30 protein-coding genes are annotated in these 26,862 nt (G+C 69.9%); 19 read left to right on the plus strand and 11 right to left on the minus strand.

Going from position 1 to position 26,862, the window contains the following annotated elements; genetic code table 11:
* Positions 1 to 18: 18 nt before the first annotated feature.
* Positions 19 to 966, minus strand: coding sequence for a hypothetical protein (locus ACFZBU_RS39570; protein ID WP_391588608.1), 948 nt, complete (start codon positions 964 to 966; stop codon positions 19 to 21).
* A 541-nt stretch (positions 967 to 1,507) separates the two neighbouring features.
* Here ACFZBU_RS39570 and ACFZBU_RS39575 point away from each other — a divergent pair.
* From ACFZBU_RS39575 to ACFZBU_RS39585, 3 genes are all read left to right on the plus strand, one after another.
* Positions 1,508 to 2,032 carry a prepilin peptidase gene (locus ACFZBU_RS39575; RefSeq protein WP_391588609.1) on the plus strand — a complete coding sequence of 175 codons (525 nt, stop codon included), beginning with the start codon at positions 1,508 to 1,510 and terminating at the stop codon, positions 2,030 to 2,032.
* Positions 2,033 to 2,172: 140 nt separating this feature from the next.
* Positions 2,173 to 3,630 (plus strand): competence protein CoiA, encoded by a 1,458-nt coding sequence (locus tag ACFZBU_RS39580; protein WP_391588610.1) that lies wholly within the window; start codon positions 2,173 to 2,175, stop codon positions 3,628 to 3,630.
* A gap of 227 nt (positions 3,631 to 3,857) precedes the next feature.
* The gene (locus ACFZBU_RS39585; RefSeq protein ID WP_391588611.1) at positions 3,858 to 5,684 is read left to right on the plus strand and encodes a pentapeptide repeat-containing protein; all 1,827 of its coding nucleotides are present in this window, start codon (positions 3,858 to 3,860) and stop codon (positions 5,682 to 5,684) included.
* 38 nt (positions 5,685 to 5,722) lie between these two features.
* Here ACFZBU_RS39585 and ACFZBU_RS39590 read toward each other — a convergent pair whose 3' ends face one another.
* The 3 genes from ACFZBU_RS39590 to ACFZBU_RS39600 form a co-directional block, all read right to left on the minus strand.
* Complete coding sequence (locus tag ACFZBU_RS39590; RefSeq protein WP_391588612.1) at positions 5,723 to 6,163, minus strand: hypothetical protein; 441 nt, start codon at positions 6,161 to 6,163, stop codon at positions 5,723 to 5,725.
* A gap of 382 nt (positions 6,164 to 6,545) precedes the next feature.
* On the minus strand, positions 6,546 to 7,280 hold the full coding sequence (locus tag ACFZBU_RS39595) for a restriction endonuclease (protein ID WP_391588613.1): 735 nt from the start codon (positions 7,278 to 7,280) through the stop codon (positions 6,546 to 6,548).
* 729 nt (positions 7,281 to 8,009) lie between these two features.
* Positions 8,010 to 8,213 carry a hypothetical protein gene (locus tag ACFZBU_RS39600; protein ID WP_391588614.1) on the minus strand — a complete coding sequence of 68 codons (204 nt, stop codon included), beginning with the start codon at positions 8,211 to 8,213 and terminating at the stop codon, positions 8,010 to 8,012.
* A 404-nt stretch (positions 8,214 to 8,617) separates the two neighbouring features.
* Between ACFZBU_RS39600 and ACFZBU_RS39605 the strand changes: the two genes are divergently transcribed.
* Positions 8,618 to 10,495, plus strand: coding sequence for a tetratricopeptide repeat protein (locus ACFZBU_RS39605; protein WP_391588615.1), 1,878 nt, complete (start codon positions 8,618 to 8,620; stop codon positions 10,493 to 10,495).
* A gap of 150 nt (positions 10,496 to 10,645) precedes the next feature.
* On the opposite strand, the gene ACFZBU_RS39610 is transcribed toward ACFZBU_RS39605, so the two are convergent.
* The 3 genes from ACFZBU_RS39610 to ACFZBU_RS39620 all read right to left on the minus strand — a co-directional run bounded on the left by ACFZBU_RS39610 (position 10,646) and on the right by ACFZBU_RS39620 (position 13,575).
* Positions 10,646 to 11,440 carry a hypothetical protein gene (locus ACFZBU_RS39610; protein ID WP_391588616.1) on the minus strand — a complete coding sequence of 265 codons (795 nt, stop codon included), beginning with the start codon at positions 11,438 to 11,440 and terminating at the stop codon, positions 10,646 to 10,648.
* 120 nt (positions 11,441 to 11,560) lie between these two features.
* On the minus strand, positions 11,561 to 12,292 hold the full coding sequence (locus ACFZBU_RS39615) for a DciA family protein (protein ID WP_391588617.1): 732 nt from the start codon (positions 12,290 to 12,292) through the stop codon (positions 11,561 to 11,563).
* Entirely contained in the window at positions 12,289 to 13,575 is a 1,287-nt protein-coding gene (locus ACFZBU_RS39620) for a hypothetical protein (RefSeq protein ID WP_391588618.1), read from the minus strand. Before ACFZBU_RS39620 ends, ACFZBU_RS39615 begins: the two co-directional genes overlap by 4 nt.
* Before the next feature lie 1,158 nt (positions 13,576 to 14,733).
* On the opposite strand from ACFZBU_RS39620, the gene ACFZBU_RS39625 reads away from it, so the two are divergent.
* Complete coding sequence (locus tag ACFZBU_RS39625; protein WP_391588619.1) at positions 14,734 to 15,321, plus strand: hypothetical protein; 588 nt, start codon at positions 14,734 to 14,736, stop codon at positions 15,319 to 15,321.
* 71 nt (positions 15,322 to 15,392) lie between these two features.
* Here ACFZBU_RS39625 and ACFZBU_RS39630 read toward each other — a convergent pair whose 3' ends face one another.
* From ACFZBU_RS39630 to ACFZBU_RS39645, 4 genes are all read right to left on the minus strand, one after another.
* Positions 15,393 to 16,313: an FAD-dependent oxidoreductase gene (locus ACFZBU_RS39630; RefSeq protein ID WP_391588620.1), complete on the minus strand. Its 921-nt coding sequence runs from the start codon at positions 16,311 to 16,313 to the stop codon at positions 15,393 to 15,395.
* The gene (locus tag ACFZBU_RS39635) at positions 16,310 to 16,846 is read right to left on the minus strand and encodes an isochorismatase family cysteine hydrolase (RefSeq protein ID WP_391588621.1); all 537 of its coding nucleotides are present in this window, start codon (positions 16,844 to 16,846) and stop codon (positions 16,310 to 16,312) included. Before ACFZBU_RS39635 ends, ACFZBU_RS39630 begins: the two co-directional genes overlap by 4 nt.
* 48 nt (positions 16,847 to 16,894) lie before the next feature.
* Entirely contained in the window at positions 16,895 to 18,058 is a 1,164-nt protein-coding gene (locus tag ACFZBU_RS39640) for an XRE family transcriptional regulator (RefSeq protein ID WP_391588622.1), read from the minus strand.
* A 155-nt stretch (positions 18,059 to 18,213) separates the two neighbouring features.
* Positions 18,214 to 18,975 carry a GntR family transcriptional regulator gene (locus ACFZBU_RS39645; RefSeq protein WP_391588623.1) on the minus strand — a complete coding sequence of 254 codons (762 nt, stop codon included), beginning with the start codon at positions 18,973 to 18,975 and terminating at the stop codon, positions 18,214 to 18,216.
* 210 nt (positions 18,976 to 19,185) lie between these two features.
* On the opposite strand from ACFZBU_RS39645, the gene ACFZBU_RS39650 reads away from it, so the two are divergent.
* The 14 genes from ACFZBU_RS39650 to ACFZBU_RS39715 all read left to right on the plus strand — a co-directional run bounded on the left by ACFZBU_RS39650 (position 19,186) and on the right by ACFZBU_RS39715 (position 26,706).
* Positions 19,186 to 19,533 carry a hypothetical protein gene (locus ACFZBU_RS39650; RefSeq protein ID WP_391588624.1) on the plus strand — a complete coding sequence of 116 codons (348 nt, stop codon included), beginning with the start codon at positions 19,186 to 19,188 and terminating at the stop codon, positions 19,531 to 19,533.
* Positions 19,534 to 20,130: 597 nt separating this feature from the next.
* A complete protein-coding gene (locus ACFZBU_RS39655) occupies positions 20,131 to 20,880 on the plus strand; it encodes a hypothetical protein (protein WP_391588625.1) in 750 nt (249 codons plus the stop codon).
* 101 nt (positions 20,881 to 20,981) lie between these two features.
* On the plus strand, positions 20,982 to 21,626 hold the full coding sequence (locus ACFZBU_RS39660) for a hypothetical protein (protein ID WP_391588626.1): 645 nt from the start codon (positions 20,982 to 20,984) through the stop codon (positions 21,624 to 21,626).
* A gap of 99 nt (positions 21,627 to 21,725) precedes the next feature.
* Complete coding sequence (locus ACFZBU_RS39665; RefSeq protein WP_391588627.1) at positions 21,726 to 21,947, plus strand: hypothetical protein; 222 nt, start codon at positions 21,726 to 21,728, stop codon at positions 21,945 to 21,947.
* A 119-nt stretch (positions 21,948 to 22,066) separates the two neighbouring features.
* A complete protein-coding gene (locus tag ACFZBU_RS39670; protein WP_391588628.1) occupies positions 22,067 to 22,495 on the plus strand; it encodes a hypothetical protein in 429 nt (142 codons plus the stop codon).
* Positions 22,496 to 22,545: 50 nt separating this feature from the next.
* Entirely contained in the window at positions 22,546 to 22,731 is a 186-nt protein-coding gene (locus ACFZBU_RS39675) for a hypothetical protein (protein ID WP_391588629.1), read from the plus strand.
* Between the two features lie 294 nt (positions 22,732 to 23,025).
* Positions 23,026 to 23,694 (plus strand): NUDIX domain-containing protein, encoded by a 669-nt coding sequence (locus ACFZBU_RS39680; RefSeq protein ID WP_391588630.1) that lies wholly within the window; start codon positions 23,026 to 23,028, stop codon positions 23,692 to 23,694.
* Positions 23,695 to 24,002: 308 nt separating this feature from the next.
* Complete coding sequence (locus ACFZBU_RS39685) at positions 24,003 to 24,644, plus strand: hypothetical protein (protein ID WP_391588631.1); 642 nt, start codon at positions 24,003 to 24,005, stop codon at positions 24,642 to 24,644.
* 78 nt (positions 24,645 to 24,722) lie between these two features.
* On the plus strand, positions 24,723 to 25,013 hold the full coding sequence (locus ACFZBU_RS39690; RefSeq protein WP_391588632.1) for a hypothetical protein: 291 nt from the start codon (positions 24,723 to 24,725) through the stop codon (positions 25,011 to 25,013).
* 145 nt (positions 25,014 to 25,158) lie between these two features.
* Entirely contained in the window at positions 25,159 to 25,296 is a 138-nt protein-coding gene (locus tag ACFZBU_RS39695) for a hypothetical protein (RefSeq protein WP_391588633.1), read from the plus strand.
* On the plus strand, positions 25,293 to 25,415 hold the full coding sequence (locus ACFZBU_RS39700; protein ID WP_391588634.1) for a hypothetical protein: 123 nt from the start codon (positions 25,293 to 25,295) through the stop codon (positions 25,413 to 25,415). Before ACFZBU_RS39695 ends, ACFZBU_RS39700 begins: the two co-directional genes overlap by 4 nt.
* A 65-nt stretch (positions 25,416 to 25,480) precedes the next feature.
* Entirely contained in the window at positions 25,481 to 25,735 is a 255-nt protein-coding gene (locus ACFZBU_RS39705) for a WhiB family transcriptional regulator (RefSeq protein WP_391588674.1), read from the plus strand.
* Between the two features lie 230 nt (positions 25,736 to 25,965).
* A complete protein-coding gene (locus ACFZBU_RS39710; RefSeq protein ID WP_391588635.1) occupies positions 25,966 to 26,286 on the plus strand; it encodes a hypothetical protein in 321 nt (106 codons plus the stop codon).
* A gap of 174 nt (positions 26,287 to 26,460) precedes the next feature.
* Complete coding sequence (locus ACFZBU_RS39715) at positions 26,461 to 26,706, plus strand: hypothetical protein (protein WP_391588636.1); 246 nt, start codon at positions 26,461 to 26,463, stop codon at positions 26,704 to 26,706.
* The last annotated feature ends 156 nt before the right edge of the window (positions 26,707 to 26,862 follow it).

The raw sequence follows: 26,862 nt of genomic DNA on the forward strand, positions 1-26,862 counted from the left end.
GGAGGCCGGCACATCCCACTAGGCCGGGTCCAGGGCGTAGATCCGGAAGACGCCGTCGGTGTCGAGGTCGCCCACGAGAGCCCGTCCTTTCGCGTCGGCCCAGGGCAGCGGCGTTGACGGGCCGAGGGGACGGGGTGGCGCCTGGAGGTCGTTCGTGTCGACGCCGACCGCTGTTCGGGACTGCCCGGAACGGAGGTGCCCGAACACGGTGGTTCCCCGGATGCTCGCCGCCCGGAAGGTGGGCACGACGACATGGCGACCGGTGCGCATGTCCAGGACCAGGGGCCCGAACCCGGCCACGGGGCCGCCGTCCCAGAGCAGGTAGGCGCCGGTCAGCTCGGTGCTGGGCACCTGGGCCGCGAGGATCACCGCCCCGGTCTTCGCGTCGTGCAGGGCGGTCGTGGTGGTGCTCGACTCGGGACCGGACCACAGCACCAGGACACGATCGTGGCCAGCGGCGGTGACCGATCGCACGCGCGCGTCCGGGCGGGGCGGCGTGGGCGTGACCTGGACTGGCGGGGCGCCCGTGGTGCGCGCCCGCCACCACGGACCGGCGGGGGTGGCCGCGATCACGGTGTCGCCGTCGGCCGCGAGCGCATGTGTCCCCGGTGGAAGGGGAACCCCGTGTGTGCCGTCGCGGTCCGCGATCATCGCCGTGTCGCCGGGTGCGGTGATCAACACCGCGTCGCCGGTGGTGCTCACCTCCGAACCGGGCGGGACGGTGAGGGCGATCGGGGGTGAGGTCGTGTCGAGCGGGGCCAGGAGGACGCGTTCGCCTACGTGAGCCAGTCCCAGCGTCGCGGTGGCGTGCACCCCGTGGAACCCACCGTCGGGGAAGGGCGTGCGTGTCCGTACCGCTCCGTCCGCGGGGTTCAGGACGGCCAGGGCCCGGTCCGGGGTGGCGATGACCACGCCGTCCTTGTTCCCCGCGTACGTGAAGCCGTCCCCGGCACGGGGCTGGGCCACGGGAACAGACCAGGCGGCGGACGCCGACCAGCCGTTCAACGGTGCGCGTAGGCGTAATTGCCCGGAAGGCTGCCGCAGCTCTGTCTGGGCCGGGCGGGGTGTCGTGGCGGTGGCGGCCGACGCCGCCACGGATTCGGCGGGATGCCGGTCGCGGCCCCCGGAATCGGTCAGCGTGATCCCGGCGACGGCCACGCACACCAGACACACGCCGCCCGCCACCCACAGGCCCCGCCGGCGTCGCGACGCCGCGGCCGACCGAGAGTCTCCGGCATCGCCGATGGTGGGAGACCACGAGGGGCGGGGCACACGGTCGGGGCCGAAGGGGGTCTCGCCGTGTGGTGGGTTCGTCACGAGACCGAACCCTACGGTTCTCCTGGCCGCGTCCACGACCCCGCCGAGGCGAAAGCCGGGGTCCGCTCGCCGATTCCCCCCGTATTGCGGCAAGTTCCGGCGCCGGGGTTCTCGACGACGTCCGCGTCGGGTGAGAGGCTCCTGCGATATGCGACTTCCCGGGCCGGTCCTCGACCCCGATACCCGCGGTGTGCTGCGACAGGACCGGCTGCCGGTCGCCGCCGCGTTCGCGGTCGCCGGCTCCGCCGTGCTCTGGCGCCTGGGGCCCGGAGCCGAGTCGCCGGCGTTCCTTGCGTTCACGCTGCTCGCGTGCGGGCTCGTCGCGTGTGACCTGCGGCTGATGCGACTACCGAACTCACTGACCCTGCCGGGCTATCCGGTGCTGGCGCTGTTGCTGGCGATCCCGTTGGACGGGACGGCGTATCTGCGTGCGTCCCTCGCGATGACGGTGATGCTCATCGCGCACGTCCTGCTCGCGCTGACCGCGGGCGGGCTCGGGCTCGGCGACGCGAAGGCGGCCGGGCTGGTCGGGCTCGTCGTCGGGTGGCTGTCGTGGGCCGCGCTGCTCCAGGCCGTGGTCCTCGCCTACGTGTCCGCGGGGCTCTTCGCCGTGGCACGGGCGCTGGTGGACCAGTCCGCTCGAGGCCGTCCCGTCGCGTTCGGCCCGTTTCTGCTGGGCTCGGCGATGCTGGCCGTGGTGCTGGCCGGCTCCTGAATGTCTCGTCCCGGGAAGTGCGCTCGGTCCCGGGGGATCCGCTCGGTCCGGGTGTCGCAGGCCGCAGCGGAACCGCAGACGAAACGAACTCCCGCCGGAACGCGCCGGCTTCCGGAGCCTCGTCGGCGGACAACATTCCTGTGTCGATTCCAGGGGGCAGCGTGGCGTTCCGGGCCGTACACGAGCAGTGGGGAACCGTCTTCGCGCATCTGCCCGACCTGGGATGCGGGCGCGGTTGGGAGGCGGTGTGGAGGGTGCGGCCGCGGGCGCCGGTCGTCTGCGACGAGTGCGGGCACCCGATGATCGCGAAAACCTCCAGGGCGGGACTGAGGTTCTTCGCCCACGCGCCCGGCGCGCCCGCCTGCGCGCTCGGCCTGGAGTCCCTCGCCCACCACCTCCTCAAGCTGGAGTTGGCGGGAGCGGCCCGCGACGCGGGCGCCCACGCCGAACTCGAAGTCCGCGGCCCCGATGGCAGTTGGCGCGCCGACGTCCTGGCGGGCGACCCCGCCGGGACCTGGCGGACGGCGCTCGAAGCCCAGTTGTCACCCCTCACTGACGCCGACATCACCGCCCGGACCGAGAGGATGCGGGCCGACGGTGTCACCTCCATATGGTTCAGCGACCGCGCCCGCCCGCCCTGGCTCGGCACGGTCCCCTCCATCCGTTTGGCGACGAGGGACGGCGACGCAGGCTTGGTCGTCGCCGAGGGCCTGGTGAAGTTCCGGGACGCACGGTGGAGATCGGCCCCGCAGGTGCCCGTCGCCGACTTCCTGCGCTGGGCGTTCACCGGCAAGGTCGTGCCCCACGCCCCGCGAACCCACCTGGAGTACCCGCTGCGACAGCTCTCGCAGGTCTGGACGGCACCGCAATACATCGCTGCCGAGCACACCCACCTCGCCGAGGAGGAGCGGCGCCGCCGCCTGCAGGAGGAACAGACCCGGGCCCGAGAGCAGGCGCGGGAGAAGAAACGCGACGGGATCCGCGCCAGGAACGCCGTCTCCCGCGCGAAGGCCCTGGCCGAGGCCACCGCGGCGGAGCAACTCGCACGCCTGGACCGCGAGAGGGAGCCCCGCCCGCGTCCCGGTGTCGAACGTGCCCTCTCAAGGCTCGCCCACGAGCACGACGTCGTCGCGACCGTCGGCTGGAGCATGGGCGATTCCCGGTACGCCGACGGCGTCCCCCTCGTCGACGAGAACGGCGTCCCGGCCGCCGTCTTCGCCCCGGAACCCAGGCACGTCCGAGGCGACGCCTACCTTCTGCTCGCGGATCTCCTCCTGGTGTTCCGCACCCCGACCGACGTCCGGCGCTTCGAGAACGCCATGAAACGGGCGAAGCACTGGCCGGTCGACGGCTTCCGGACCGATTCCACCGACGCGGATCCCCCGAACATCCCTCACCGCGACGGCACGTGTACCTGCGCCGTCCCGCAACTCGTCGCAAGGATCGCGAGGATCGACTACCCGGCCGAACCCAGCGAGCAGATAGGCCCCGCCGCCGCGCTCTATCTGGCGCGGTGCCGTGGCTGCGGGCGCCGGTACTCCGGGCCCTGGCGTCGGACGACCGGCAACCGGACGCCCGAGACCCGCCCTGGTCGATAGGCCTCACCAGGCTGTCGACTTCGCACGAGCGCACGGGAAAGGACGGCGCGCCTGTCGGAAGCCCAGGCGTGTGAACCCGGGGTCACCATTGCGCAACCGCGGGCTCACGGTGGGTCGTCCCCGATGGCATGACGTCGCCTCCCGCGCCTTCGCCCTTCCCTCCGCTGTGGCCTCATTGCGCGGAAGGCGCGACCACGAGCGACCCCGTCGGATGCCGGGGTATCCAGGTGCCCGGACACGCTCTCTGCCTGACCCATCTCAACCCCACCGATCGGGCCGCGTATCTGGCCTCGCTGGGCCCGGGCGCCGACGTCGACCACTGCGGAACCACCCTCGACGGCCCCCTGCTGAGCGAACTCCTCGACGCAGTCCGCGACCCTGCCACCACCCACCCACATCTCGGGGCCGCCAAGTTCTTGGCCGCCAGGTTCACCGCCCCCGCCTGGTTCAAAGGTGCGACGTTCTCCGCCGACGCCGCGTTCGAGGGCGCCAGGTTCTCCGCCGAAGCCGTGTTCGACGGCGCCAGGTTCACCGCCCCCGCCTGGTTCAACGGTGCGACGTTCTCCGCCGTCGCCGCGTTCGAGGGCGCCAGGTTCTCCGCCGAAGCCGTGTTCGACGGCGCCAGGTTCTCCGCCGACGCCGTGTTCGACGGTGCGACGTTCTCCACCGACGCCATGTTCCTCGGCGTGAGGTTCTCCGCCCTCGCCTGGTTCGACCGCGCCAGGTTCACGGCCGACGCCGTGTTCGACGGCGCGAGGTTCTCCGCCCTCGCCTGGTTCGACCGCGCCAGGTTCACGGCCGACGCCGTGTTCGACCGCGCGACGTTCTCCGCCCTCGCCCGGTTCGACGGTGCGACGTTCGCCGCCCATGTCGGGTTCGACGGCGTCAGGTTCACCGACGACGCCCACTTCCGCGGCGTGACGTTTCAAGCCGTGTCGATGTTGGGGCCTCTCGCGTGTGCGAAAACTCTCGACCTGTCCTCGGCCGTGTTCGGCACTCCGGTGGTAATCGAAGTCGCCGCCGCAGGCGTGCAGTGTGTCCGAACCCGCTGGGATGCGACCGCGACCCTCCGTCTGCGGCATTCCGACCTGAACCTGTGGGGCGCGATTGTCACCCAACCCTTCGCTGTAACCGCCCACCCCGCACAATTCACCACCCTGACCGGTGATGTCCTCGCCGAGGGGGCACTGGCCGCGCAGGTGCGGGTCCTCTCGATGAGCGGGGTCGACGCCGCTCACCTGGTCATGACCGACACCGATCTGTCCGAGTGTGTGTTCACCGGTGCGTTCCATCTCGACCAGCTCCGTCTCACCGGGCGCACCGTGTTCGCCACCTCCCCCACCGGCGTGCACTGGCGATACGGCGTCCCCTGGCGCTGGACCCGCCGACGCGTCCTCGCGGAGGAACACCACTGGCGTGCCATTCGCACCCCGCCCGCCAACCCGACCACACCCACCACCCGCGACTGGACGCCGGGCCCCCACCACCCGGACCCGGACCGAACCCCCGGACCCGACGACCTCGCACCCGTCTACCGCGAGCTGCGCAAAGCCTTCGAGGACGCCAAGAACGAACCCGGCGCCGCCGACTTCTACTACGGCGAGATGTCCATGCGCCGCCACGACCACCACGACACCCCCCAAGCGGAACGCGCCCTGATCACCGCCTACTGGGCCCTGTCCGGCTACGGGCTCCGCGCCACCCGCGCACTCACCTGGCTCGGCCTTGCCATGACCGCCACCATCCTCGCGATGATGCTCTGGGGCCTGCCCACCAACGATCCCAAACCGCAGACGCAGGGCAGCTTGAGCGGGCAGAACATCACGCTCACCACGGTCAACCCGGATCCCGCCCTGAGCGGCCCGCTCCACACGAGGCTCACCGGCAAACGCGCTGAGAAGGCAACACGAGTCGTCCTCAACTCCGTGGTCTTCCGCTCCTCGGGCCAGAACCTGACCACCGCGGGCACGTACATCGAAATGACGTCGCGCTTCCTCGAACCCGTCCTCCTGGGCCTGGCCGCCCTCGCCATCCGCAGCCGCATCAAACGCTGAACCGACCCCCGGTGTCACATGGCCCCACCGGGGGCCAATTACGGGGACGCGACCGGTTCGTCGCCTCGTACCCGCATACGGATCCTCTCGTCGGCGACGAGCGCACCCACTTCGTGGTCGTCCGCGAGGGCGTCCACCTCGGCGCGCGACCACCGCTCGTCGGGATCGGGGCGCATACCCAGATGGCCGACAACCCGACGGAACAGCACGAGAGGCCACTCCAGGAACTGGGCGGCCTCACGGTCCGTGAGGCGCGCGATCCGGGCCGGTTGGGCGGCGACGATGTCGGACACCACCTCGTAGTGCGAGGCCAAAGCCTCCACGTCACCGACGCTGAACACCCACGTTCGCTTCCCCGGGGATGGGCTCGACGACCTGCAGCGGACCCATCCTTGGCGGGCCAACTGCCAGACGTCGTCCACGTGCACGTCCAACCCGGAGGCCGCGGCCAGAGTCCGCGCGGTGCTCTTCGCGTCCATGGCCCGATCGTCGTCCGGACGCTCACCCTCCGACCGTCGCGCACGCTCCCGCGCACGCGGAGCCGGGCCACCCACGGCAGCAGTGACCGGCGCATCCCTACTCGGCGCCTCGCGGCCCAGGGCCTGCGCCATGATCTCGCTCAACAGCAACGGCTCGTGTGGGGGCACGCATGTCCTCCGATCCCGGGGCCGGTTGCCGCACCGGCGTCACATCCACAACGCCGCTGCGCCCGACACGACACGGACTCCGGGACACGGTGAATCGCTCCTTTGCCGGGCGATGGGAGCGTGGGGCAGGTCGACCCCCGGAAACTCGTCCGATCGTCGTCGGGAAGCGATCTTGGCCGCGCGGGCTTCGACCGCCGACGTCGCGCAACCTGCGTCACGCCTCCTGCGGATGCCCTGTCGCGTGATTCCAGGTCCGAGTCGACTCGAGGATGTCGACCAGGCGGTCGCCCCACGTCGCCCAGCGGCGCAACTCGAGGCGGCCGAAGCAGTGGATGCGTTGCCCGGTGGCGAGGTTCCGCGCGGGCCGCGTGAAGGTGCCGTTGGTCAGGGCTATGACGGTGTCGGCCCGGTGGGACGGGACGTCCGGTGCCGCTGAGCCGTTGCATGGCGCCCGAATCGACCGCGGACGTTCGGGCGGGTGTTTGCACTGGAGCACGACAAGGCCCCGGGTCCGGTGGGAGGCGATGACGTCGGCGCCGAGGTCGCCAGCCCCGCCGCCGGAGCGTTCCACCCGGTATCCGTCGCGGTACATCAAAATCGCGGTGAGGCGTTCGAATTCGCGGTGGCCCATGTTGTCGATCTCGTCGAGGTCGACGCTCTGGCCGCTGCTCAGGAACGTCATGTGGGCATCGTCGGCCAGCGCGATCTCGTGCGCGGCGTGGTAGTGGGCGGTGCGGGCGTCTGCGACCCGGGCGCGGACTCGTTCGAGTGCGGCCAGGTGACCGGACGCCTCCTCCGCCGGAACGACACGGAGAGGGTCCGCGATGTACGTGCCGGGGGAGTCGTGGATGGCGTTGGCAAACTGTGTGAGGCATGCACCCTTGATGAGTTCCACGCACTTGTTGTGCAGTTCGCTGGCTTGATTGACCTTTCGAGTGCCTTCAGCCATGTAGACGCCACGTCGCGCCAGATGGCGTCGGTGGCCATGACGCGGGTCGCCTTCCCGGCCGCGTGCGTTCCCGGAATTCGTCGCGTTCCTCGAGTATCGTCTCGAGCCACTCCTTCACCTCGATGAACGCCGCGAGAGCGAAGTTCATCTCGTTCGCGAGCAACCACACCGCGAGCAGGCCGTCGGAGTCCAGCCTTGAGATCTCCTCCCCGGTCCACTTGCGAAGGCGTCGATCCGCGTAGCGGGGAGGAGTCACTGCGGCATCTCAATCGGTGATCATTTCAGAAGATTACCGATGAGCCGGATCACACCCGATTTAGGCTCCTCGCCCCGTTTCCAGAGATCGCAACCACCCCTGGTCGTGTGGTTGTTGTTCGTTGCCGGTCGTACAAAGCCCGGACTGCTCCGGTGTGTCCGGTGGCTGCAATCGGCGAACGATTCGTCGGTTGCGGCGGATTCGAGGGATCCTCCGCGCCTGCCGTACGTCGTCCGATCGGTCCCCGGGAGTGCGTCCGATTCGTAGGCGCCGGACGGGCGGCCGTGCTTGGAAGTCGTGACGACCCGCGCCCTTGCTTCTCCCGACCGACGGGCTTTCGCGCGCACCGGTCGCCGCGTGAGGCGCCGGCCGGGTCGGGATTCCGGCCGGACGAACCTGTCGTGCCGGTCCGCATTGCCGCACCTGCGCTGCCGCGACCGGAATCCACCGATAGCGGGGCCGGGTTGCCCGCGTCACCGAGTGGCGGCGAGGGCGGGCAGGGTGGTGGTGACGGTGGCGACGAGGGTGATGACGGCCGCGAATGTGGCGGCGGCAAGGGCCGCGGGCCGGGGACGGGATGCTCCATCCATGCGGGCGAGTTTGGCGGCCGCGGCTGCGGCGAGCACACTCACCACGGCCACCAGCGCAGCGGCGGTCAGTACGAGGGCGAGGATCATGTCGGACTCCCGTGGGTCGGGCGGTTGTTGACGTGTCCGACGGTGGGTGAATCCCCGTACGGCGGAGTCCGCTCCGGACGATGATGTACACCGACGGACGACCACCGCCGGGGAGCGTGCATGGACGGGGACGACGACCGCGCGGCCGCGGAGGCGGAGTTGCACCGGCGGCTGGACGACGCGCTGGCACGGTCGCGGACGGCCAAGGCGCAGTTGCCCCGCCTGACCGGTCTGAGCCGGACGGCGATGTACGAGGCGTTCAAGCCGGACGCGGTGCCCTCGGCGGCGACCACCGCCGCGCTCGCCCGGGCGCTCGGTCTGGACGAGACCGCGATGCTCGACCTGCGCCGCCGCGCCGCCGGGCCCCCACGCGGCCCGGCGCGGCCGGGGCGCGAGACCAGGGCGTGGGTCTGCCGATCGACGCCTGGGACCCCCACGACCTCGAGGTCCACCCCGCAGGCGCGGTGCCGGAAGCCGGCGCGTCGGGCAGGGACGGTCAGGGTCTGCCCGGGTATGTGGCGCGCGGCCACGACCGGGTGCTGGCCGAGGTGGTGTGCGGCGCCGTGGGCGGCCGTAGCGCGATGGTGGTGCTGGTCGGGTCGTCTTCGACGGGGAAGACGCGGGCGTGCTGGGAGGCGGTGCGGCCGCTGGCCGATCACGGGTGGCGGCTGTGGCATCCGTTCGACCCGACGCGGGCCGAGGCGGCGCTGACGGACCTGGCCCGGGTGGGGCCGCAGACGGTGGTGTGGCTGAACGAGGCCCAGCATTATCTCGGCGCCCCGCACGTCGGCGAACAGGTCGCCGCCGCAGTGCACACGCTGTTGACCGCACCGGGCCGCGGCCCGGTGCTGGTGCTTGGCACCCTGTGGCCGGAGTACGCCGACCGGTACACCCGGCTTGCCCGCCCCGGCGGCCCGGACCCGCACAGCCGCGTCCGCGAGCTGCTGGCCGGGCGCACCCTCGCCGTCCCGGACACCTTCGACGACGATGCCCTGCGCGCCGCGAACACCCTGGCCCGCAGCGGCGACCGGCTGCTCGCCGACACCCTGACCCGCGCACAAGGCAGCGGCCGGATCGCCCAGGACCTCGCCGGCGGCCCGCAACTGCTGCGCCGCTACCGGGAGGCCACCGCACCGGCGCGGGCGCTGCTCCAGGTCGCGATGGACGCGCGCAGACTCGGCATGGGCCTGCACCTGCCCCGGGCGTTCCTCGTCGATGCCGCCGCCGACTATCTCGGCGACGACGACTGGGACACCCTGGACGAGGACTGGGCCGAGGCCGCATTCGCCGAACTCGCCCATCCCGTCCACGGCAAACACGCCCCACTGCGCCGCACCCGGGACGCCAGACGGCCCTCGGCCGACGCCGCCGCGGCCTCGTCACCGCCCGCGGCCGGTGGCGGGCCGGTGTACCGCCTGGCCGACTACCTCGAACAACACGGCCGTCACGAACGCCGTCGGGTGTGCCCGCTCGCCTCGTTCTGGGAAACCGCCGCCCACACCGCAGCCCCGGAAGAACTGAGCGTGCTCGCCGCAGCAGCACACCGCCGCGGGCGTTACCGACACGCCGCCCTGCTCTATCGGCAAGCGGCCGACGCCGGCGACGCTCGAGCACTGTGGGCCCTTGCGTGGTTGCGGAAGGAGGCCGGGGACCGCGACGGCGCGAACCACCTCTACAGGCAAGCCGCCGACGCCGGCAACACCCCAGCGATGCTGGTCCTCGCGGACATGCGAAAGGAGGCGGGGGATCGCGACGGCGCCGAGCGCCTCTACCGGCAAGCCGCCGACGCCGGCGACGGCGAGGCGCTGTTGGCCCTTGCGTGGTTGCGGGAGGAGGCTGGGGACCGCGACGGCGTGGAACGCCTCTACCGGCAAGCCGCCGACGCCAGCGACGGCGAGGCGCTGTTGGCCCTTGCGTGGTTGCGGGAGGAGGCTGGGGACCGCGACGGCGCGGAACGCCTGGCCGGGCAAGCCGCCGACGCTGGCGACACCGAGGCGCTGATGGACCTCGCGTGGTTGCGGGAGGAGGCTGGGGACCGCGACGGCGCGGAACGCCTCTACCGGCAAGCCGCCGACGCCGGCAACACCTATGGGCTGCGGGACCTCCCGTGGTTGCCGAAGAGAGCTGGGGACCGCGCACGCCTCCGCCAAGAAGCCGTCAGCCTCGACAACGTCGAAGCGCTGCACGCCCTGGCCCGCGTCACGGCCACGGGTGAGTGCTCCGCCCGACAGATCCTGCGGTTCGGGTGGGAGCCTGACGGCAGCAACTCGCCCCCCTGGTAGAGAGACGGCACGCCGCCCGACCCGGCGTACTCGACCACGACACGACGAAGCTGCCCGAGGCCACGGCCCAGTCGGAGGCAGTGAGCCCCGGAGGCGGTGAGCCGATGACGGGCTCGCCGCGAACTCACGACGAACGAACACGCGATGCCGTCAGTAGGGATCGGGTACGGGCACACGCGGCGAGTTGTTGCGGAGCTGGAAGGCCGTGGCCCATCGGCCGGTGTTGACGGAGGTGATGATCTCGCGGGCCTGCTCGGCTGTGAGTCCGTCCTCGGAATTCCTCACCATGATGTCCACGACTTCCTCCGCCGGCTTGCACGACAGGAGCGTCGCCGCGTGCAGCTCGACATCGGACATCTCGGCGAGTGCGTCCACGGGGATGCCGACGACGGGTCCTTCGAGCGCTTCCTCGTCGAACTCGTCGAGGTCTTCGAACTCGTCAAGGTCGTCGAGGTCGCCGACGAACACCCAGGGGTCGTCGGGCTGACGAGGCGGCCGTGAGACCGGACACACAGCGCCCGATGCTTCGTCGACGAGCAGTGCACCGACCGCGTGCAGGCGATGCACCTTCGAGCGGGTCTCCTCGTCGGAGGCGTCGTCCGTCGAACCGAGGAACGCCGTCCTGGTGACGGCGACAATACGTCCGTCGGCGCCGAACATGCTGAGGTGTTCGCGGTCGAGCGCCAGGTCCAGCAGGAAGGCCGCGCGAGGGACCTCTCCGTTGTAGAGCGGCTTCAGGGTGGCGAGGCGTCGGCGGAACTCCCGGGGCCCCAGGGGAAGGTCCGCCGCGGCAGGATATTGGGCGTCGTGGGTGAACCAGGACGCGTAGGCGCTTCCCGGAGGTCGGAACCGGGCCAATACGCAACGTTTGGTCTCGGTGCGCTCCCTGCGCTTCTGCTCGGCGAGTACCTGCTTGCGGGAACGGCCGCCGCTCTTCTTGCCCATCGGAACTCCCGATTCGGATCGAGGTGGTGGGGCGTGCTGTTGTGGCGTATTCAACCGCTATCCGGCCCAACGGGCGATCCACCACTCGCGTGGTGACGGTGGCGGTGCGGTGCGACGTGTTCATTCGTGGCGACCGGTGTCGGCCTCCGGTGTCGCGCACGGGCGTTCGGCGTCGCGTTCACGGCGGGCGCGTGCCGCCGCGCGTGCCCAGGGATCGCCCGGTCGGCCGTGTCCGACGGGCTGCGGACGATCGGGGTCCGCTCGCAGGACGGGCGTCTTCCGGGGTTCCCGGGGTGTGGGGCTGTCGCCGCGAGGGGACGCCGGCGGCCGTGCCGCGGGTCTGGTTCGGGGGGTTCCGGTGGCCAGGACGCGGACTGTCCGTACGACGTCGCGGCCCACTGCGGCGTTCACCCGTCGGCACATCGCGGTGTCGCCGAGGAGGCGGAGCTGGGTGGCGTAGGTCGGGCTGTCGGGGCGCAGTTCGAGACAGCGGGTGCTCGGGTCGTAGTGCTCGACGGTGACGTGGTCGGCGAGTTCGGGGGCTATGCGCGGCCAGGCGTCGACGATGCCTCCGGCTGCGGTTGGCGCCTCCCACGCGTGGGTGACCATGAGGTCCTGCAGGACGGCTGCCACCGGCCGGGGATCGCGGCCGTCCGCGCCCGCTGAGCCCAGTGGCCGGCGGCCGGTCACCCTGGAGGCGACCCGGCTGTCCTGCGGGGCCCGTCGCAGTGCCGCGAGGGTCTCCCGCAGCGCCTGTCGGGCTAGGTCCCGGGGCGGTGCCCCATTGTCGGCCGCCGGATCGTTCGCGCCGACCCACTGCTCGGCGGGCTGCGCCGGGTGTGTGTCGGTCATTGCGGACCGCCGGGACCGTGGACGGTGATCGTGCATGAAGTGGCCACGTGCATGGCGCGTTCGTACAGGTTCTCGCCGTACAGGCGGCGCGCGTATTCGGCACCGGCCGTCCGGTGGGCAACGAGTACCAGGTTCGGGTCCAGAGCCGCGGCCGCGCGGACCTCCTCGAGGAGCGACGCCGGCAGGTCGCCGGGCTCGAAAGGATCCGAACCGACGCGGCGCAGGCGGGGATCGTCGAACACGTCGTCATCCGAGGCCCGCACCGAGACCGAGATGGGCGCAAAGGCCTCGCCGATCAGACGCCGAGCCGCGGACGATGGCCGTGACCGGACCGGTTCCGGGGCCCATTCGCGGGGCCTGTCCCGCCTCCCGGCGAGCATGTCCCGCCACGCCTCACGGCCTTGGTCCCGGCGGTCCGGGGTGTCCCACACGCCCGCTGCGCCCTCGAGGCGGGCGGCGAGGAAGCCGCTGGGGCGGCGGACGACGGGGGCGACGTCTCCGCGGGTGACATCGATCCATGCCTGTACGTCTTCGCAGGTCCAGCCGCTGTCGGCGACCTCGCGGACCACCCACGAGATGCGTTTGGGGTCGGCCCGGCACAGCCACGGCAGGCGCTGGATGAGGTCCCGGGCCAGATCCAGGCGTTGCGCCACACGGTTTCGCACCCGACGCCGCGTCGCTGTCGGGGAGTTCACGCCGCCTTCCGCGCTCGAGTGACCCGATTCCCCGGCCACGACGCTGTCTTGGGGGGATAGATGTCCAGCAGCGGAGATCTCTTGGGGACCAGAAACCCCTAGGGTGCAACGCTTTCGCGTGGCGGGCCGCCGGTGACGAACTCCCCGTCCCTTCCCACGCCCCCGAGCTGTCAAGCGGGCCAGGCGCTTGATCGCCCGCCGCCCCGCCTGTGTGGCGATCCCGACCATTCGGCGTTCGCGGCCCTCGCCGATGACCCGGATACCCAGGGCTCGGTCGTACATCGGGGGGATCACGAGCACGTACACCGCAGCGAGCCGCTGCTTGTCGTCGGAGAAGCCGCCGACCGCGCGATAGACCAGCAGTCCCGCGCGGCGCAGCGCGCGCAGTTGGCCGTAGACGGTGCGTTCGGACAGGCCTGTGGCGCGCCTGAGGTAGGCGATGCCCGGCCGGCACTCGGTGAGTCGAGCCATGATCCGGGCGATGCGCAGTGTGTGCTCGGAAAAGCCCGGCAGGCGCATGTCGACGCCCCACTGGACGGCCTGCAGCCACGACATCGGATCCGAGATCCGACTCTCGGTCGTCTCCACCGTCTGCAGGGAGTCCTCGACCGGTCGGAAGCCCTTCAGCTTGCAGCGGGAGCCGTACGGACCCCGGCGGTTGGGCCGTGGTTCGACACTCTGCCGGGCCGAGCCCCCGACAGGGGCAGCGTGGGTCTGAGCGGGAATGGGAGTGCTTTCCCGCGGCGGTACAACGGCCCCATCGACAACCCTCTGCTGCGGAACAGAGATCTGGAGCGTCGTCACCGGTGCCTCCAGTGGTGCCCAGCACGGCAGATCTGGGCGGATACGGCATCCACGCGGGACTGCAGACGGGCTCGGCGCGGGCATGCGCGGGCGGCGCCCGATCGGCGCGGGAGGTCATTCGCCGGACGCCGAAGTGACCAAGATCGCTTGCAGATGTCCCCATGGGCAGAAGGACCGTCGGCAAGGTCACAGGCGGGGGTGCTGACCAGCCCAAACGGGCTAGTCGGATCCGTGGAAACGGCACGGTCGAGAGGGTGGCGTGGCGCGGTTGAACGCGGCACGACCAGCATCTGGGCATGCAAAAGCTGACAGGCCCGGTGTACATCAGGCAAGATGATTCCCATCTGGTTTTGGGCATGCAAAAGCCCGCTACCGGTGGCCCCCGTTTTCAGGGGTGAGAGGTTCTGGCGAACCAATGAATTGCTCTGATGGCGGCGGCGAACCGACATCAGAACCTCAGCCGGCTAGGCCGGCCGAGAGCACGTAGGCCGCGAGTCCCGGATGACGGCGAATCTTCCGGGACATTGGCGGCCAGGGCGGCTGGGCCGCCTAGCGATCTATGTCATGTCACCCCCTTCGACTACCTCGGCAGAGGTCTGTCCGGACGCGGTCAGGAACGCGAAAACACCCGGCCGGTGACGACAAGGGTCGCCCAGCAGCGGGTGCCTGAATGTTTCGTGGCAGGTACGGGTAGCCTGCATCGCGTCGAGACCCCCTAACAGGTCGTCGGCCGTCACCCCCGGAGAGCCACCTCGCGGGGGTCCAGTCATCTTCTGAGTCGGAATAAATCTTGTTGCTCGGCGTCACCCTACTCCCGGGCGCAGGTCGGAAGCCGGCCAAACGGACCCCGTGTCGCCGGGAACACCCGGCGACCGCCGGGACGTTCCACAAGATCACCGGGTCCTGGTGAGTACGCGCCCACGGCCGGGCATGATGAGCGCTGTGAATCCGCCCTCCACGCAGCCCAGTTCGGGCAGCTATGCGTCGCGCACCCGCCGCGCCGAGTACGTCCAGGCCATGAAGGCTCTCGCGGCCGATCGCCGACCTGACACGCCGGTGCGCGTCTACGTAAGCGTGCCGCCGACGGTCATGGCGCGCGAAACCTGGCCAACTCGGTTGGAGGCCATTCGCACGGCCCTTCCGGCGGGCGTCGAACTGCTGTACTACGCCACGGCCTTCCCGGCCGATGCCGATTGGGACCAGGCATGGCCAGCCTTCTCGCCCACGCTGGACGGCCTGGTCCTCATCGGAAAGCGAACCAAGCCCGGGAGCATGAGCCCTACTCTGCAACTCGGGCCCGTTGCACGCAAGGAACTCCGCACAATCGTGGCGCGCCGCCGCCCGGTTCTTCTGCATACGTACGAGTTCGGTCTCGTGCCCATCGTGGACTGCCGACCACATCGACGCGGGTCCGAAGGCCGAGAGCGCTTGAAGCTCCGCGTGCCCGACGGCTGGGATTCGGACTCCGCCACGCTTCAGGCAGCCCTCGAGGCTTTGCGGCCCGTCGAATCGGAGCGGTCTGGTGAGTAGCTGGTTGGCGTTGTGTTGCCGCTCTACCTCAAACGTCTTAGTGGCGGCCTTGAGACGTACGCCTGCGACGTTCAGCATGTGTTGCTCGCGCGCGTGGCCCGCGTGGCGTAGTAGGAGGCGAGGACGGCTTCAGCGCCTGAACCCTGGGCAGTGGCAACTCGCTGGTAGGTTGCCGACCTCAGGTCGCCAGCAATGTGAATCCGCGGGTGCTGACTCCCCGGCGGACAGTAGCCGTCCCCGGCCGGGATGAGCCCTGGGAGACTTGCGGGCTTGTTGCCGAGATTGCTCAATACCGTCGCGGCCGAGAAGGATCTTTGTTCCCCCTGTCGATCGTTCACCTTCACGATCCAGCCGTTCCCAGATGTGATCTTGGACAGAGCAACGCGAGAGACAGGCACGACACGGACCCGCTCGTCTCTCAAGACCTCCGCGACCTTGTAGTCGTCCGCAGTTGGACAGAGAACATGCAGAGTCGTCCGCGATCGAGGGTGGGCCCGCAGCCATGTTCCCAGCGGCCGGTCGCCACCGAGTACGTAGACCTGCTCCACGAGGTCGTCGGGGGCGGCACGCCACATGGGAGGTGCGGAGAAGTCGGCGGGAGAACTCACCCAACCGACGTCGTTCGGCGTCAGCGTCGCTACGCCAGTAGCGACCACGATTGCCTGGGCGACGAGAACACGCCCGTCCTCAAGTGCGAGTTCGGCGCGATTGTCGTGGCCGCTCACACTCGCGGCACGGGCCCGTACGACGGAGCACAGTCCGGTTCGCTCCAAGCGCGACAAATCCCTGGACAGAGCCTCGGCGAGTTGCGGACCCGTTGACCAGTCGCCGGACACGTTGTCCAAGGCACCGATGGTGTGCAGCTTGCCGCCCACGCAATCGGCCTCGACCACGATAGTTCGCATGTTGAGGCTGGCCGCCAGCAACGCTGCGGCAACTCCGGCTGGGCCAGCGCCGACAACCAACATCTCCGCGTTGTACTCGGCACTCATGAGCGCGCCCCCGCGGCTCCGCTTATCCGGGACAAGGCGACCTCGCTGGTGAAGAGTTGATCGGCGCCGATATTCCTGGCGGCGAGCAACAGTGCTGCATTGTGGTATTGGGCTCCCCCAGTGGAGGCACAGGCGTCGGTGACGATCCAGGGCCGGTAGCCGCTTTGGTAAGCGGCTACCGCGGAGTCGTACACGCATGCGTCCGTGTCGATGCCGCACAGGACCAAGTCGCTCCAGCCCGACTCTCGGAACAACCGTGCTCCCTCAGGCGTGAAGACCGATGCCTGTGCCTTGTCGAGGACCGCGACTGCGCCGTCGACATAGGGGATCAGGCCAGCGACAAGGGCCTGTTCTTCGGGGGTACGCAGCCGAGTCCACCCCGTGATCGTCTCGTACGGCGAACCGAGCGGGTTGTGGAAGCGGGACAGCACTATGGGAGCGCCGGCCTCCTGCCACCCCTTCACCAGTCGAAATACAGCAGGGAGAACGTCGCGGCTGTGCTGATTGACGAAGCCTTCCTGTACGTCGATCACGACCAGTGCGGTCGATCGAGGGTCCACCCAGTCCGCCTTCCCCGTAGTTCACTGATTGCTTTCTCGGAGCGCATTCTGGGCGGCCCGCAGCCGATCAGGAAGTTCGCTTGTGAGCAGGATTGCCTCGCGCATCGCGCGGTGCTGAGCGGTCTCGGTCGCGCGTGCGTTGGTGAGGCGCGTGTGCGAGCCTCGCAGGAACCGCCACCCGTGCTCCGGCGGCATGACGGGATCTTGCCCGTCTTCGATCATGTGCAGCACGTGGGACGACAGTGCCCACAGCGCTTGAACGTCCAATTCCAGGTCGACGATCTGGTCCATCGTCAGGGCACGTTCGTCTGCCTGTGGGTGATATGCAACCCCTGACCAACCAGCCACGCCTCGGGACACGCCACCCCCGAACGTGACGGCCTCCGGGTGTGTCCAGTGGTCGCGAAATTTGGCATCCTCCACCCCGCGACCCAGCGGTACGACGTTCTCCGGATCCTGCCGGTTGACGAGCACAGACGGCGTAGTGAGTAGATGAAGTCCCGTGTCAAGACCGGGCCCCGTCCACGACGTGTCGCGCAATTCGTAGGCAGAAAGTACGTATTGAAGGGCGGGTGCGACCGGACCTTCATCCGCGGTGAGTTGTTCCAGTTGATGGTCGATCTGCCGACCTGCCCAGAGTGGCTCCTTCCGGTACGTGCGGTATCGCCACACTGCCAATTCGGTCAAAGTGTCGAACCGCAGAGGTTCTTCGACGTGCACTACTGCAACGCCACATGCGTAGACGTGCATGGTCGATGAGCGGGCAGCGTGGCTGTCCAGTACCAACGTCCGGCGCTCAAGGCCCCCTGGACCGACTACTTCAGGCTTTCCAGCATCGAATAGCGAGGTACTGCGCTGGCCGAGGTACACCGGCAGGAACTTGTGTGAGATGACGGTGCAGGGCTGGGGCCCGGACGCTTCCTCGCTCGATGTAGGAACGGGTTCACCGCGATGGTTCGCAAGGAGCAGGCCGAACAGCTCCCTTTCCTCTGCGGTGCATTGACGCAGCGCGATGTCCAGGATCTGTGCGGTAGCGGGAAGGCACACGGCCGTCGGTGCCTTCCTCCAGCGCGAGACGGTTCTCGCATTGATGCCGAGTTCGTTGGCGAAGCCGCGCACCGTCCCCCGTTTAGCGCGTAACAGCAATAGGGCTTCGCCGCCTGTCCACTGGTCCACGGCGATCACTAGACACCTCCCCAGAGGTCGTATGCCAGGCAAGACGTGCTCAATGTCCACACCACGCCCACACCACGCCCACACGGCGACATCTCGATCACCGTCTCGGCGCTAGAGGCTGGTTCATGAGGTCTTACAGCGAAGAAGGGGTTGGGCGTGTCCGGCTATTTGCGGCAAAGCAACGGCAGGCCGTCGTACACGAGTTCCACGCGATCGGCCGGAGCGACAACCTCCAGGACTTCGATGGGGGTTCCGTCGGCCTTGCGGGTCAAACGCTCCACCACGATGACCGGCACCTTGCCGCCGATCATCAGATGGCTTGCCTCGTCGGGGCTCGGGGCACGAGCTGAGACGCGCTCGTCCGCGAACGCCGGGACGTGGCCGGCAGCGGCCAGCGCCCCAAAGACACCACCGACGATCTTTTCGTCGCGAGCGATCGGCGTGTCCTCGGCCAGGGCTGATGGGTACCAGGCGTCCTGCACCTGGACCACATCGTCCGTTCCGATCGTTGCGAACCGACGTCGATGCACTGCCGTTTCACCTGCGGAGAGCTGCAGCAACGTTGCAACTCTCTCCGGCACCTCGGCTGAAGGTCGTACGAAGACCACGGTCATGCGGCCGTCGAGCCCCTGCTCGAAGCAGGCGCTTTCCCACGGCCCGCGGCTGCCCCCCGGCTGCATCACCTGGACGTATCGACTGAGCGGTATCCGGACGGCTGACCGTGTGCGAACGACGGTGCCTCGCTTGCGCACGGGAACGACCAAGCCCTCGTCCGCCAGAACAGCCACCGCGCGGCGGAGCGTTAGTCGCGAGGCGTCGTACTGCTCCTCAAGGTCGAGCAAGCGGGGCAGATTCGAGCCTGGGGGGAACTCCCCTCTGTCGATGCGACGTCGCAGGTCATCAGCCAAGTCACGGTACCCCCGCACGACTCCTCCTCAGATCGGGCCCACAGCTTACAGGTACCCCTATTGACAGTGGCGGCACACCGGGTGTTAATAGAGGTACCCCTAACGGGGCGTGACGAATGATCTTCTGTATGTCGCGCAGAGCACTTTGGTTGCGTCTGCCGCTGCATCAAGGTCCCGGATCCAGCGCACAGTTCTTTCCCAGATCACATGTCAAAGGACCGATGAACAATGGCCATCGCCACTGCCCTCACCGCTGCCGCCCTGCATGACCTGCACCGTCGCTGCGCTGCGCGCCTCGCTGCACGAGCCGCCGAGTTGCTCGCGGTCGACGATCTGCACACCGAGCTCGACGACGTCATCCAGGAGACCTGGGCCAAGGCCGCGACCCGCCCGTGGATCTCCACCTGGGAGGAACTTGCCGTTCTCGTCCGCTGGGTAGCCCTGGAGACCCGGGCACACCACGGAATCGAGACCCCCATCGCGCCAGCCCTGCCCGCCACCCGGGTGGTGGCGCGGCCGCTGCTGCCGACCATCGAGGTTTCGTCGGAGGCCGGCCCGGTTCTCATCGCGGCTTGAGGCTCGGCGTTCCGCCACCGGAACCACCCTGCGGGGTGGCGCCGGGAGTGGAGTTCCGATCCGGCTCACGCCAGATCAGTCACTCCGAGACGGGGTCGAACGGCCCCGCCACAGCACCACGTCGCTCAGTCCGACGGTGGCTACGAATCTCACCGCCAGGCCGAACGACAGCAGGAGTTCCCGCCCTTCGGGGCGCCCGGCGAGCGATAGCACCACCAAATCCCCCGGGTCGGAACACCTGTTGCGTACGCAGCGCCCATGCGCTGTCCACCTGCCATGACACCGGGATTCCTCGCGTGTCCTGGCGGACGGAGAACGCAATCGCGACGCCGTCTCACGTTTTCGGGAGCCTCGATGCCCACACCATCAACCTCCGTCGCCCGCAAGCGGCGGACCAGGGTCCGGACGCGGAACATCAGTTCGCGTGACCCGCTCCGCATCTCGACTCTTCCTCCGTCCGAGATTGACATCCGCGACCCCTACCACCCCTGCCTCCGATGCCCGGATTGCAAGGGGTGGTGCCCGATCGTCAACGACCACGGGACATGGAAACTCGGCCCGCACCACAAGGCCCGGGCAGGTACGGTCGACACCGAAATGCCGCGCTGCAACCGCGGCACCAATCGGCGCGTGTTGATGGACCTGACCATCGCCGAGTGGGAGCAGAACCGGATCGACGCCGTCAAGGCGACCGCGTCCCGCCGAGCGACGCACGTCATGCCCAAGCCGATCGTCCAAGTGCCCCCGCCGGTGAGCGAAATGCGGCCCGGCCGGCACACCCCCGAGGCCGCGAAGCGCAAGTACATCGCCCACCGCGACCGGTGCGTGGTCTGCACCGACCTCGCCCCACACTGCCCGACCGGCCGCGAACTGGCCCGTATCCACACCAGCTTGCTCCGCGCGGAACCCGCTCTCCGGCGCGGGGGCGAGATCCTGGAGGAGTTCCGCCGCGAAGTCGAAGCGCGACGGGCGCGCCAGGTCCCGCGTCAGCGGGCGGCCGCGTGGCCCCGCGCCGCTCGGGCCGCAGAGAAGGTCGACAAGCAGCGGTCACGGGTCCCCCGCGGCGACACCCCCACCACCTGGGACGTCCCGACCGAGTCGTTCCGGATCCCTCTCGCCGTTCGCCTGCACCTCGGCCCCGACTCCGGGCCCCTGGCCGACGAGTCACGGTGGCGGCACCACCCGCGCGGCAACGCGAGCATGCTCCTCCCCGACGGCCTCCGCCTCGTCTGGCACGCGGACACAGAGACCTTCACCGCCCAGGCGAACAACACGAACACCGAAATCAGGATCACCGCCGACAACGTCGGCCTCGTCCTCGCGGCCCTCGCGAACGAACACTCCTGATCGCCCCGACCCGCGCCCCACTCTCGCCGTCACGCCACCTCCGGTGACGACGGGAGTGGAGCGCCGGACAACCGGCGCTCTCCTCCCCACAGGAGCAGCCCATGACCAACGCCAAGACCACGACCCGGGCCCGGCTTCACGCCGTAATGGCCACGATCATCACCATCCGCAACCACGTTGCCATCGCCGTCGGCGGTACCGGTGGCGCCCTGATCGGCTACGCCGCCGTCGAAGCGCTGCACGCCCCCAGACTTCTGCGGATCGCGTTGGCCGGACTCGCCGGCATCTACTTCGCGATCGTCCTCGACGACATCCTGACGAAGGCATCGACCACGCTCTGCCGCCGGCGCTCGTGTGGCACATCCCGCGTCTCCCCGGACGAACTGGCCGCGACCGCCGAAGCCGACCTGACCGCAGCGACCGCTCGGATGACGAAGGTCGCCGAGAGCGCCGCAGCCAGCGAGGCGGCGTATTCCGCACGCATCTACCTGGACAGCGGGGCCGAATGGTTCTGCGACAAGAACCTGTGGCAGGGCCACCACAAGGAGGGAGCAAGCCTGCACATTGCCCCCGGAGTCCGCCTGATCTGGCAGGGGCTCGGCACCGACAAGGACGGGTTCACGCTCGCGACAGGGGACTCCGAAACCGAGGTGCCCGTCACCAGCGCCGCCCAACTGCTCGCGTTCCTCGAGGCCCGTCGCAGTCGGACGCCCGATCCGGTGTCCTCCCAGGAGGTCCTGGTCTGAGGACGGCACCCATCGGTCTCTGCAGCAGGCCACACGATCACGCGCCCGGACGGGATGTACACCCCGCCCGGGCGCAGCCGTTCCGGAAGGAAGAACTCGATGACCACGCCCCACGCTCCGGAGGCCGCCTCGGAGAACCGGCTCCGGCCGCAGGCCGATGCTCGCGCCGACTTCCCTGCCTTCCTGCGTGCCCTCGCGGCCCGTTGGGCCATCCCCGCACCCGACGCCCCCGCGGTCAACGACCTGGTGATCCTGGTCGACGAAGTCAACGCCTGCCTCGCCCGCCACCCGGAGCTTGCCCGCCTGTTCGCCCGGCCGTGACCCGCGGGGGACGGCCGGTCCATTCCGCATCACGGCCGGCCTTCCGGCCGGTCCCACGATCGCGCGCCCGGGCGGTGTCCACACCCGCCCGGGCGTTGCCAGTCCCGAGAGGAAGCCCGATGCCCACACCCCGCGTTCCGGAGGCCGTCCCCCCGAGCAGCAAGGCGAATGCGGCCGAACTGTCCCTGATCGCACGACGACGACAGGGACTCCCCACCGTTCTGTTCATCACCGGGGCCGCCGGGAGTCTCTCCGAACCGCCCGCCGTGCAGCCCGCCCGAAGCGCAGACCAGGCGACCCGCGCCGCAGCCGAACGGGCCCGAGAGACCCTCGGCTACGACCCGCCCGGCGATCAAACCGGCCGATGGCAGGCCCACCTCGGCGGCGGCACCAGCCTGCATTGGGCCCCGGGAGTCCGCCTCGTCTGGAATCCCGAACGACGCGGACTGCGCGGCGAGTTCACCATCGCTCTCGCGGAGACCCCGAACGAATTCGTCGTCGACTGGGCCCGACCCGCCCTCCAGACCTTCCTGACGGAAGAGCAGTAACCCCACCCGCACGTCAACCCCGACGAACCCTTTCCCGAAAGGCTCACGCGATGAGCGACAACGCCTCCGAGCAGCCCAATCCCGAACCGCGCCCGATCGCCGCCCTCCCCTTTGCGCTGCTCTCCGATGGCCACGTGGTCCGTCTGATCGTGCCGAGCGACCCCCGTGATTGCCGCTGGCGCCGCCCCGCAACCACCCAGACGACCCGGACGATCCCGCACCACACCGGCGCGTGACCCGCACCAACGCTCTTGAGGGCCGACACCCACGGTGCCGACCCTCAAGGCCGCTCGTGCCCGAAGCCCACCAGAAAACACTTCCGTTGGGCACCCGGACGGTCCCCAACCGGGCGCGCCCGACGGCAACGTCCTGCTGATTGAACGCGGCGACGACCCCTTCAGGGCCCGGCCATGCCCGACGTTCATCAGGCAAGTCCACCGTCGGGATCGGCGATGTCGGCTGCTTCGAGATAGCGCCGGGGTGGTGAGCCCCTGCTTCTCAATCCATCACGAGACCAGGAGAGATCCGTCATGAGCGACTACACGCCCACGGACATCACGCCACCCGAGCTGCGACCGTCGGCGCTGGCCCGCCACGTGCCCGACTGGGCGGAGGCGGCGCCCACACCGACCGACGTGCACGACTGGCAAGAGCGCCTGGCATCCGCGCTCGTCCCGTTCGAACTCGACGACCGGGGCTGGCCGCTGCACCCTCACGGCCGCACCGGCCGCACCGGCCGTAACCTCGGCCGATGGGGCGAGAACGCCGCCGCGGACCCGATCGTGGTCGCGGGCAGCGGCCGGGACCGGCGGGTACTGCTGATCACCCGGGACGACATCCGAGTGGAGGCGATCCCCGGCGGCATGGTCGACCCGGGCGAGACCGCACCGGCCGCCCTGGTCCGCGAACTGCGCGAGGAGACCGGCGTCGACCTCTCCGACCACCGTCCGATCATCCTCGGCCGGGACCTCGTGGACGACTGGCGCAACTCCGATCACGCGTGGGTCGCGTCCACCAGCGCGCTCTACCTCCTGCCTGCCACCGTGACCGCCGTCGCGGCCGACGACGCCCTCGACGCCACCTGGTGGCCGTTCGGCTCCCTCAACCAACTCGACGCCGCGATCGCCGACGCCGGACGCACCCTCTACACCGCGCACCGCCCCCTGTTGCAGCGCGCCCTGGACCACCTCGCCGAGTAGGGAGCACATTCCTCGTCGCCGAACCAGGGCGGAACGGTCGTGGTCTCGCACCCACCGGCTCCGCCGTCCATGTGAGCGGCGACGCGACCAACGAGCACCCGCCCGTCGACGAGAGATCGCCCACGCGCCCGATCGCCCGACGTCGCGTCACCGACCACGCCCACCGCCACCGACGCGAACGCTGACGGGGCGTCCCGCCCGATCGAGCCCGTGGCTCTCTGTCGCCGCCGATACCGCGCACCACCGGGCGGGGACGGCATGGAGCTCCGGGAACCCCCGGGAGCCCTCCGTCATTCAGGAGCGGCACCGTGAACGAAACCAGGCACACCATGATCCAGCGGACCCTCGTACACCTCGGCCGCGCGGTCGTTATCACCACGGTCTGCGTCGGGTTCGGCGTACTCGGCGCGCTCGGCGCCCACCCCTACACCGGCGGGGTACCGGGCGACGGGCGCGTGGCCGTCGACGCGATCGCGACCCTCATCGCCGCGACCCTCGGCTGGGACATCACCAGGCCCATGCGCAACCGCCGGCGAGTGTGCGACTTCCCCTTCCGCCGGGCCCCTCGTGTCCACGTGCCCTACACAGGCCTTGTCCCGCCGCCGCGAACGCAGCACGAGCGCCTCACACTCGCCGGTCGGATGGCGGGCGCCCACGACGAGCAGAGGGCGGCCGTCCAGGCGGGCTTCCGACTCGACATCAACCACCACTGGCTCACCAACCGATCGCTGTGGCTGTGGCACATCGGCGGCGCGAGCCTGGAACTGGCCCCCGGCATCCGCCTCGTCTGGAACGCCGACCCGACCCTGTACGCCGCCGACCAGTTCAGCGTGTACACCTCCCGTTCCGCACAGGAAATCCCCGTCTCGGACGCCCGCGAACTCCAGTCCCTCCTCGAGGAGCACACCCGCCAGGCGGGCGACCAACCGACCTCCTCCATCCCGGCCTGACCCCGCGCCGGGACCCCATCGCGCGCCCGGGCGGTGACCACCCCCGCCCGGGCGCTGCGCACCCGAAAGACGAAGACCGTGAACGAGCACACTTCCCACGCCGACGGACCGCCCGACCAACACCCCGACCTCGACGCGCTGATGCAGACCATCCGGACGGCGGGCCGCACGGACGGTATCCGATGGACGCCCCCTCGCCGCCAGTACGCCACCGCGGAGGCATTCGGGCGCGCGCAGGACACCCACCCACCGGCCCCCGACTTCGTCCGCTCCGCCGAGCCGATCCACATCGGCCCCGGCAGGAGCGGCAACGACCACCGCGCGCTCCCCCTCGACGCGACAGCGGCGCAGCACCCCGAACACCCCTGACGCCAACGCCCATGAGGGCCGGCACCCGCTCCGGGTGTCGGCCCTCATGGGCCGCTGGACACCACGCGGCCCCAAACACAGGCGCGGCCCCGGGGATTGGAGCCCCGGAGCCGCAACAGGCACACCCGGAAAGGAACTGGCCTGAATGAACATCATCGCATCGAACAACGACGCCAGGTCCGCCGATCCCCGCCCCGCCGACGGCGGCCAGATCGACGTCAACGAGCCCCTGCGCAGGGTCCGCGCCGATGCGGCCCGCAGCCAAGCGGCCAAGCCGCGGTGATCGCGGTGACTGCCGAGCAGCGCGCCGAACTGGAGCGCAAGCTCAGGGAGCGCAACCAGCACTCGAAGAGCGACGCGCAGCTGGCGAAGCAATTGGGCCCGAACGACGCCGCCCCGTGACGAAACGCCAGAGCCCACTGGACACACGAATCGAGGCCGCGCCCGTCGCGGCCGGAGAGGCACACATGGACTGGCGACACGTCGCGGCCTGCCGCGACGAAGATCCCGAGCTGTTCTTCCCGATCGGCAACACCGGCCCCGCCCTGCTTCAGATCGAGGAGGCGAAGGCGGTTTGTCGCCGTTGCCCCGTCATGGAGATCTGCCTCGGCTGGGCCCTGGAGTCCGGCCAGGACGCCGGAGTGTGGGGCGGCCTGAGCGAGGACGAGCGTCGCGCGCTCAAGCGCCGCGCCGCCCGGAACCGCGCCCGAGCCCGAGCGTAGGCCACACCCGAGTCGACAGCCAAGCACGTACCCGCCCAAAGCGCCGAAACCACCGGATCAGCCGCACGGCACGACCCGGTGGAGGCCGACCACCCGGACCCAACCGTCCGACCAGACCGACACCCACACGCCCAGGTAAAGACCACACTCGCCCGCCGAAGCCGGGCCGCAGATCGGTGATCAGCACCGGGCCCGCGGCCCGGCATCGCCAACTTCACGTGGAGTCCACGTTGAACACCGTCGTGCTCGTGTACAAGCCCCGACTTGCCCCCACCGACGCGGACCGGGCACACATGGCCGCCCGCCTCGAAAAGATCCTCGGCATCCCCGCCGAACTGCTTCTCGGTATCCCGACCGACAATCCGTGGATCCGCGGCCTGCTGTCCGTCGACCCGCACCTCGCCGAGCGCGCCCCGCGCATCCTCGAAACCGCGTTGGCCACGGCCCCGCCGCGCCGCTGGAAGGCCCCGTCGACGAAGCGCTTCGCCGCGGTTCGCGTGCCGGCCGCCGACCACGGACTCAACCGCGAGTGGATGACCCAGGCCGCATGAGGCTCGGCCGCTCGCACCCCGCCCGCGCCGGAAAGCCTGGGCCTTGCCGCCTACCTGACCTTCGCTGTCTGGGGCGTCTCCCGCGTACGGCCGACCGTCAACGACGACACCCACCACCGGCACGGCGATAAGGCCGACACCTCACTCCGACACCACAGCCTCACAGGAGACGAAATGTTCATGCCTCCAAAGGACTTTGTTCCGGAACTCCTCAGCCAGAGGGCTCTCCAACTCGGCATCCAGAGGGCGATCGCCAACGGAGACCAAGCGGCCAAGGCAGCCTTCACCCCCCGCAGCGTCTTCGGCCGGATGACCCGAAAGGGCATGCACATCACCGGCCGCGAAATCAACGACTACATCCAGCGCGTCAAAGCCGCGGACGGCAACCTCGAACGCGCGGCCTGGCTTTTCGACCTCTAGTGATCTGCCGCGCCCGGCCGACTGCCACAGGGCGGGACCTCTCACTCACGACGCGCTGACCGTTGCCCTCGCCGCTGCGCCCTCGTCGGGGCGCAGGGGCGAGGAGAGCAGGCCAACACGCTGCCCGCTCATCCCGGTTCCCCCGATTGTTCGGAG

Source organism: Embleya sp. NPDC008237 (genome assembly GCF_042956465.1).
Classification (GTDB): Bacteria; Actinomycetota; Actinomycetes; order Streptomycetales; family Streptomycetaceae; genus Embleya.

What these genes read in the sequence shown, in the direction of transcription:
- ACFZBU_RS39670 (WP_391588628.1), top strand. Translation starts at nt 22,067, where the DNA reads ATGCCCACACCCCGCGTTCCGGAGGCCGTCCCCCCGAGCAGCAAGGCG.
- ACFZBU_RS39655 (WP_391588625.1), top strand. Translation starts at nt 20,131, where the DNA reads ATGCCGCGCTGCAACCGCGGCACCAATCGGCGCGTGTTGATGGACCTG.
- ACFZBU_RS39665 (WP_391588627.1), top strand. Translation starts at nt 21,726, where the DNA reads ATGACCACGCCCCACGCTCCGGAGGCCGCCTCGGAGAACCGGCTCCGG.
- ACFZBU_RS39695 (WP_391588633.1), top strand. Translation starts at nt 25,159, where the DNA reads ATGAACATCATCGCATCGAACAACGACGCCAGGTCCGCCGATCCCCGC.
- ACFZBU_RS39590 (WP_391588612.1), bottom strand. Translation starts at nt 6,163, where the DNA reads ATGGACGCGAAGAGCACCGCGCGGACTCTGGCCGCGGCCTCCGGGTTG.
- ACFZBU_RS39705 (WP_391588674.1), top strand. Translation starts at nt 25,481, where the DNA reads ATGGACTGGCGACACGTCGCGGCCTGCCGCGACGAAGATCCCGAGCTG.
- ACFZBU_RS39630 (WP_391588620.1), bottom strand. Translation starts at nt 16,313, where the DNA reads ATGAGTGCCGAGTACAACGCGGAGATGTTGGTTGTCGGCGCTGGCCCA.
- ACFZBU_RS39600 (WP_391588614.1), bottom strand. Translation starts at nt 8,213, where the DNA reads ATGATCCTCGCCCTCGTACTGACCGCCGCTGCGCTGGTGGCCGTGGTG.
- ACFZBU_RS39675 (WP_391588629.1), top strand. Translation starts at nt 22,546, where the DNA reads ATGAGCGACAACGCCTCCGAGCAGCCCAATCCCGAACCGCGCCCGATC.
- ACFZBU_RS39660 (WP_391588626.1), top strand. Translation starts at nt 20,982, where the DNA reads ATGACCAACGCCAAGACCACGACCCGGGCCCGGCTTCACGCCGTAATG.
- ACFZBU_RS39595 (WP_391588613.1), bottom strand. Translation starts at nt 7,280, where the DNA reads ATGGCTGAAGGCACTCGAAAGGTCAATCAAGCCAGCGAACTGCACAAC.
- ACFZBU_RS39680 (WP_391588630.1), top strand. Translation starts at nt 23,026, where the DNA reads ATGAGCGACTACACGCCCACGGACATCACGCCACCCGAGCTGCGACCG.
- ACFZBU_RS39715 (WP_391588636.1), top strand. Translation starts at nt 26,461, where the DNA reads ATGTTCATGCCTCCAAAGGACTTTGTTCCGGAACTCCTCAGCCAGAGG.
- ACFZBU_RS39650 (WP_391588624.1), top strand. Translation starts at nt 19,186, where the DNA reads ATGGCCATCGCCACTGCCCTCACCGCTGCCGCCCTGCATGACCTGCAC.
- ACFZBU_RS39615 (WP_391588617.1), bottom strand. Translation starts at nt 12,292, where the DNA reads ATGACCGACACACACCCGGCGCAGCCCGCCGAGCAGTGGGTCGGCGCG.
- ACFZBU_RS39610 (WP_391588616.1), bottom strand. Translation starts at nt 11,440, where the DNA reads ATGGGCAAGAAGAGCGGCGGCCGTTCCCGCAAGCAGGTACTCGCCGAG.